At 61.0% G+C, this 6082-nt stretch carries 7 protein-coding genes; 5 read left to right on the top strand and 2 right to left on the bottom strand.

Going from position 1 to position 6082, the window contains the following annotated elements:
• Together D8V06_RS12820 and D8V06_RS12815 are read right to left on the bottom strand one after the other, a co-directional pair.
• Positions 1 to 652: glutamate synthase-related protein (locus D8V06_RS12820; RefSeq protein WP_241667813.1), on the bottom strand; the 652-nt coding region annotated here is incomplete at its 3' end.
• Between the two features lie 203 nt (positions 653 to 855).
• A complete protein-coding gene (locus tag D8V06_RS12815; protein ID WP_056855235.1) occupies positions 856 to 1656 on the bottom strand; it encodes a LuxR C-terminal-related transcriptional regulator in 801 nt (266 codons plus the stop codon).
• A gap of 126 nt (positions 1657 to 1782) precedes the next feature.
• On the opposite strand from D8V06_RS12815, the gene D8V06_RS12810 reads away from it, so the two are divergent.
• The 5 genes from D8V06_RS12810 to D8V06_RS12790 all read left to right on the top strand — a co-directional run bounded on the left by D8V06_RS12810 (position 1783) and on the right by D8V06_RS12790 (position 5752).
• The gene (locus D8V06_RS12810) at positions 1783 to 2604 is read left to right on the top strand and encodes a carbon-nitrogen hydrolase family protein (protein WP_056855236.1); all 822 of its coding nucleotides are present in this window, start codon (positions 1783 to 1785) and stop codon (positions 2602 to 2604) included.
• A 176-nt stretch (positions 2605 to 2780) separates the two neighbouring features.
• Entirely contained in the window at positions 2781 to 4106 is a 1326-nt protein-coding gene (locus tag D8V06_RS12805) for an APC family permease (RefSeq protein WP_130904025.1), read from the top strand.
• A 69-nt stretch (positions 4107 to 4175) separates the two neighbouring features.
• Positions 4176 to 4589, top strand: a complete 414-nt coding sequence (locus D8V06_RS12800) for an NUDIX domain-containing protein (RefSeq protein ID WP_130904024.1) — start codon at positions 4176 to 4178, stop codon at positions 4587 to 4589.
• Between the two features lie 24 nt (positions 4590 to 4613).
• Complete coding sequence (locus D8V06_RS12795; RefSeq protein WP_130907893.1) at positions 4614 to 5252, top strand: LysE family translocator; 639 nt, start codon at positions 4614 to 4616, stop codon at positions 5250 to 5252.
• Positions 5253 to 5254: 2 nt separating this feature from the next.
• Complete coding sequence (locus D8V06_RS12790; protein WP_056855240.1) at positions 5255 to 5752, top strand: GNAT family N-acetyltransferase; 498 nt, start codon at positions 5255 to 5257, stop codon at positions 5750 to 5752.
• Positions 5753 to 6082: the final 330 nt, after the last annotated feature.

Raw genomic sequence — 6082 nt, 5'->3', positions numbered from 1 at the left:
GGCAACCGAAGTAGCCGCTGCCCAGTTCCCAGGTCAGGTCGCCGCCGTGTTCGCGATGATAGGGGCTGATGCTGCCCTCACCGGTGTCATGGGCGAAGTTGCCGAGTTTGGCGCCCTGGTTCAACGCACGGATGGCGTTGGCGCTGAGCGAACCGAAACTCATGGCCGAGATGTTGAACACCGACGCGGAATACGGCTGGCTGCACTGCGGGCCGCCGACGGTCACTCGAAAACCGCTCGGGTCGCTCAACGGTGCCGGGCGCATGGAGTGGCCGATGAACTCGAAGCCCGATTGATAGACGTCGATCAGGGTGCCGAACGGTTTGTCGGCGCTTTCATTCTTGGCCCGGGAATAGACCAGCGAACGCTGGGCGCGGGAGAAGGGCAGGGCATCGCTGTCGGATTCGAGCAGGTACTGGCGGATTTCCGGGCGAATGCCTTCGACCAGATAGCGGATATTGCCGAGGATCGGGTAATTGCGGCGCACTGCATGGGGGCTTTGCAGCAGGTCGAACAGGCCGATCAGGCTGAGCACGCCCGTGACCGCAGTGATCGGCCAGAGCCAGTCGTGTTCGAGGAAAGGCAGGCTGGCGAGGGTGAAGATCACGCAGACGGCAAAGAAGGCGTAGCGGCTCAGGAGTGACAGGCTCATACGGTTTCCTTGGGTTCGGACTCAATTATTCGGTGGCAACAGCGCATTTGTGGCGAGGGAGCTCGCTCCCGCTCGGTTGCGCAGCAGCCGCAAAACCTGTTGATGGATTTTGTCTGACTGATTGCGGTGTTGGTTTTGGGACCGCTTCGCGGTCCAGCGGGAGCAAGCTCCCTCGCCACAGGTGTCCTGCAATGCAGGGGTTATCAGGCATTTTGTGCCTGGAGAAAAATCGAAAACAGCTCGGACTGGGACTTGATCCCCAGCTTGCTGTACATGTGTTTCTTATGGACTTTCACGGTCTCGATGGAAATTTCCAGTTTGCGGGCGATTTCCTTGCTGGAGCAGCCACTGAGCATCAAGCGTCCGACATCCAGCTCCCGGGCGGTCAGTTGCGCGCCCTTGAGTTGCTGCACCGACGCTTCGAGCTGCACCCGCCAATCGCCCTGTACCGGCGTCGGGGCGAGAGCCACCGTTTCGTTGATCTCGTAGGGCAGGCGCTGACGCAACAACCCGAGCACCCACGGCTGGATCAACGACAGCAAGGCAATCTGTCCGGCGCTGAAACGTTGCTGGCTGCCCAGTGACAGGCACAGCGTGCGGTCGCCTTCGAGCTGGCAATTAAACTGTATTTCGTCGGCCACGACATTCACACGAAAGTATCGTTGATAGTACTCGGTGAGTTCGAAATGCTCCGGCGCCACTTCCGACAGGCGATACAAACCGGTGCGCGATTGTTCGCGGCAGGCGATGTAGAACGGATCGAGCAGGTACAAACCGCGCAGGTAATCCTGGAACAACGGGTCGGGGCCACCATCGACACCCGGCGATTCGGCGAACACTTGTGGATGCCGGTCGGCGCTGAACAGCAGCGCGACCCAGCTGTCGCAGGGCACGTACTGATCCAGCAAGCGGACCAGCTGCGTCCAGAAATTGGGCTTGTCCAGGGCGTCGATCAATTGCCCCACCGAGCGGTGCCAGGCGATGTCGTCCAACGAGAGTGCCATGCATCTACCCCTATCGTGTTACCCCAGCGGCGTGATTTCCCGGCCGCTCGCTTGCTGCGCATACTGGCGCACAGACAGCGACCGGGCAATCTTTCTCCCAGCCCGGCCTTAGAACAAGGACTACCCATGAAGGTCGAACTCGCCCAACTGGCGGGCCGTGACAACGACACGGCTTACAACCTAGAACGTGCCCTGACGGCAATCAACGTTTGCGCCGCCGACACGCAACTGATCATGTTCCCTGAAAGCCACTTGATGGGCTTTCCGTCGGCCGAGTCCGTGGCTCAAGTTGCCGAACCCTTGGACGGCCCCACCGTCAGCGCCATTGTCGCCGCCGCCCGTGAACGCAATATTGCTGTGGTCGTCGGTACCGCCGAGCGCGACAACGGTCGTTTCTACAACACCACGCTGCTGATCACCCCCGAAGGCATTGCCTTGAAGTACCGCAAGACGCACCTGTGGGCGTCGGATCGCGGCGTGTTCGAGGCCGGCGACCGCTACGCCACTTGCCTGTGGAACGGTGTGCGCGTTGGCCTGCTGATTTGCTACGACATTGAGTTCCCTGAAAGCGCCCGCGCCCTGGCGCAACTCGGTGCCGAGTTGCTGCTGGTGACCAACGGCAACATGGACCCCTACGGCCCGACGCACCGCACCGCCATCATGGCTCGCGCCCAGGAAAACCAGGCGTTCGCGCTGATGGTCAACCGTGTGGAAGAGGGCGATGGCGGCTTGCTGTTCGCCGGTGGCAGCGCGCTGGTCGATCCCCTGGGCACGCTGTTGTTCGAAGCTGGCCGTGAGGAAGGGCAGTTTGCGGTTGAGCTGGACCTGAACCGCTTGACGGCGGCGCGGCAGGATTACCGCTACCTGGATGATCAGCGGCTGAAGTTGCCGGGGGAAATGGTCGAGCATGCTTGCGGATTGCGCGAGCTGCTGATTCCTTCTCGATAACCGTTAACCCGATCGTTCCCACGCTCTGCGTGGGAATGCATCAACGGACGCTCCGCGTTCGGCTGTGAAGGGGGCGCGGAGCGTCCCGGGCTGCATTCCCACGCGGAGCGTGGGAACGATCATTGCGCCGAATTCGGCTCTGCCATAAATCCAATAAAATTCCGGAGTAGTCGCTCATGGCTCGTTTGCAACGCACCCTGTCATTAGGGTCGGTGGTGCTGTTTGGCATCGCCTACATGACGCCGATCATTGTGCTCGGCACCTTTGGCATCCTCGCTCAATCCACCGCCGGCATGGTACCGGCCGCGTACCTCGCGGCGCTGGTGGCGATGTTTTTCACCGCCATGAGCTACGGGCGCATGGCCTCGGCGTTCCCGGTGGCTGGCTCGGCCTACAGCTATGTGCGCAAGGCCATCAGCCCGAAACTCGGGTTCATCGCCGGTTGGGCGGTGCTGCTCGATTATCTGTTCTTGCCGATGGCGATCTGGCTGATCGGCGCGGCCTACCTCAATTCCGCGTTCCCGGCGGTGCCGCAGTGGCTCTGGGTGCTTGCATTCATCGGCATCACCAGCGCCATCAACATCGTCGGCCTGAAGCTGGCCAACGGCATTAACGCCTTGCTGATGCTGGTGCAGTTTCTGGTGCTGATCGCTTTCGTCGCACTGTGTGTGCACTACGTCGGTGGCGATGCGAGCACACCGTTGTGGTCGATCAAGCCGTTCTTCAATGGCGACATGCAAATGCCGTTGATCATGAGTGGCGCGGCCATCGCCTGTTATTCGTTCCTCGGTTTCGACGCGGTCAGCACCCTGACCGAAGAAACCCGTGACCCACGCCGCACCATCCCGCGGGCAATCATGCTGATCACCCTGATCGGCGGCCTGATTTTCGTCGGCGTGTCGTACTTCGTGCAGATCGCCCATCCGTCGTTCCAGTTCAACAGTGTCGACTCGGCTGCCTACGAGATCGCCCGCAATATCGGCGGCGACCTGTTCGTGTCGATCTTCCTGATCGGCCTGATCGTCGGCCAGTTCGCCTCGGGCCTGTCGGCGCAAGCCAGTGGTTCGCGCCTGCTGTATGCCATGGGCCGTGACGGCGTGTTGCCCAAGTCGTTTTTCGGCACCTTGCACCAGCGCTTCGGCACACCGATCAACAGCATCCTGCTCTGCGCAGTGGTGGCTTTGCTGGCATTGAAGCTGGACGTTACCACCTCGACTTCCTTCATCAACTTCGGCGCATTCCTGGCGTTCAGCCTGGTAAACCTGTCGGTGATTTTCCATTACTGGATCGGCGGCGAGAAAAAAGGCCTGCGCCAATTCGTGTTGTTCCTGCTGTTCCCGTTCATCGGCCTGGCGGCGGATTTGTGGCTGATGGTCAGCCTCGATCACCTCGCCATCTACCTGGGGCTGAGCTGGCTGGCGATCGGTGTGGTGTACCTGGCGGTATTGACCGGTGGGTTCCGTCGACAGCCGCCGGAGATGGATTTCCAGGAAGCCGCATAAGGCGAGGCCTTTGCTCACGAATGGCGGACATGTGATCCTTGCCGTTTTTGAGTCAAAGGCCTTTTGTTCATGTCGACACTTATCCACATCGCCGCCGCCCTGCTGATCGGTCCCGACGGTCGAACCCTTCTGGTGCGCAAGCGCGGTACCCAGGCGTTCATGCAACCGGGGGGCAAGATCGAAGCCCAAGAGCAACCCGTCAACGCGCTGGCCCGTGAACTGGAAGAAGAACTGGGTCTGCTCATCGATCCGGCGCACGCCACGTTCCTCGGGCAGTTCTCGGCGCCTGCCGCCAATGAACCGGGATGTGTCGTAAAGGCTGAGATATTTCTGCTGACCATCGATGCAGAGGTCACCCCGGCGGCCGAGATCGAAGAAGTGCTCTGGATCGATCCGGCCACCGACGGCGATGTCATCCTGGCGCCATTGACACGGGACCTGATCCTGCCGTTTTATCGAGCTTCGCTGACCGCGATCGCCTGATCATTTACGCAAAGGACTTCGCCCATGATCCCGCTTCAGGACTTGCTGATCTTTGCCGCCGCCGCTCTGTTGATGGTGCTGACGCCGGGGCCCAACATGATCTATCTGATCTCCCGCTCGATCTGCCAGGGACGCGCGGCGGGGGTGACGTCGTTGCTCGGCGTGGTCGCGGGTTTTTTCGTCCATCTGTTTGCGGCGGCGGCCGGTCTGACCGCCGTGTTCCTCGCGGTACCGATGGCTTATGAAGTGCTGAAGTGGGCCGGCGCGCTGTACCTGTTATGGCTGGCCTGGCAGGCGGTCAAACCCGGTGCGCGCTCGCCGTTCGAGGCCCGGCAGTTGCCGCCGGACTCTGCGCGCAAACTGATCACCATGGGGTTTCTGACCAGCGCGCTGAATCCGAAGATCGCGGTTTTTTATCTCTCGGTTTTTCCTCAGTTCATCACCCCGGAACACGGTTCTGTGTTCACCCAAAGCATCGTCCTGGGCCTGACCCAGATCAGCGTCAGTTTCTGCGTCAACCTGATGATCGCCGTGTTCGCGGCGGGCATTGCCTCGTGGTTTGTCAACAACCCGACATGGCTGGCGATGCAACGTTACTTCATGGGCTTCGTGCTGTCGGCACTGGCGCTGCGCTTGATGCTTGAGCAAAAGCGGATGGCCTGAACATGTGGATCGAACGGCTGGATGCCAGCCACGCACTGGACTATCGGGCGTTGATGCTCGAAGCCTATGACCTGCATCCGCAAGCCTTCACTTCAAGCGTACGCGAACGTGCGGCGATGCCATTGAGCTGGTGGGAATCGCGTCTGACCAGCAAGCTCGATGTGGTGCTGGGGGCGTTCGAAGAGGGCAAGTTGGCGGGCATTGTCGGGCTGGCGTTCGAACCACGGGAAAAGGCCCGGCACAAGGCGACGCTGTTCGGCATGTACGTGTCCGCCAATGTGCGCCGGCGAGGGCTCGGCATGCAATTGGTGGAGGCGGTTCTGGCCGAGGGGCGATGCCATCGCGAACTCAGGCTGATCAAACTGACGGTCACGGCCGGTAACGATGCGGCGTTCAATTTGTACCAACGCTGCGGCTTCATCCAGTTCGGCCTTGAACCAATGGCCGTGCGGGTTGGCGAGGAGTACTTCGACAAGATCCATATGTGGCGCGAAATCTGAAAGCTCTGCGAATGATCGTTCCCACGCTCTGCGTGGTAACGCCTCAACGGACGCTCCGCGTTCGGCTCTGGATGGGACGCGGAGCGTCCCGGGCTGCGTTCCCACGCAGAGCGTGGGGAACGATCGTGTAAAGGATGTTCTGCGAATGATCGTTCCCACGCTCTGCGTGGGCACGCCTCAACGGACGCTCCGCGTTCGGCTCTGGATGGGACGCGGAGCGTCCCGGGCTGCATTCCCACGCAGAGCGTGGGGAACGATCGTGTAAAGGATGTTCTGCGAATGATCGTTCCCACGCTCTGCGTGGGCACGCCTCAACGGACGCTCCGCGTT

It is taken from the genome of Pseudomonas sp. Sample_24, from assembly GCF_004307605.1.
Classification (GTDB): domain Bacteria; phylum Pseudomonadota; class Gammaproteobacteria; order Pseudomonadales; family Pseudomonadaceae; genus Aquipseudomonas.
The sequence above is the reverse complement of the archived record's forward strand: the minus strand, read 5'-3'. Positions and strand labels throughout refer to the sequence as shown.

What these genes read in the sequence shown, in the direction of transcription:
- D8V06_RS12810 (WP_056855236.1), top strand. Translation starts at nt 1,783, where the DNA reads ATGAAGGTCGAACTCGCCCAACTGGCGGGCCGTGACAACGACACGGCT.
- D8V06_RS12815 (WP_056855235.1), bottom strand. Translation starts at nt 1,656, where the DNA reads ATGGCACTCTCGTTGGACGACATCGCCTGGCACCGCTCGGTGGGGCAA.
- D8V06_RS12805 (WP_130904025.1), top strand. Translation starts at nt 2,781, where the DNA reads ATGGCTCGTTTGCAACGCACCCTGTCATTAGGGTCGGTGGTGCTGTTT.
- D8V06_RS12795 (WP_130907893.1), top strand. Translation starts at nt 4,614, where the DNA reads ATGATCCCGCTTCAGGACTTGCTGATCTTTGCCGCCGCCGCTCTGTTG.
- D8V06_RS12800 (WP_130904024.1), top strand. Translation starts at nt 4,176, where the DNA reads ATGTCGACACTTATCCACATCGCCGCCGCCCTGCTGATCGGTCCCGAC.
- D8V06_RS12790 (WP_056855240.1), top strand. Translation starts at nt 5,255, where the DNA reads ATGTGGATCGAACGGCTGGATGCCAGCCACGCACTGGACTATCGGGCG.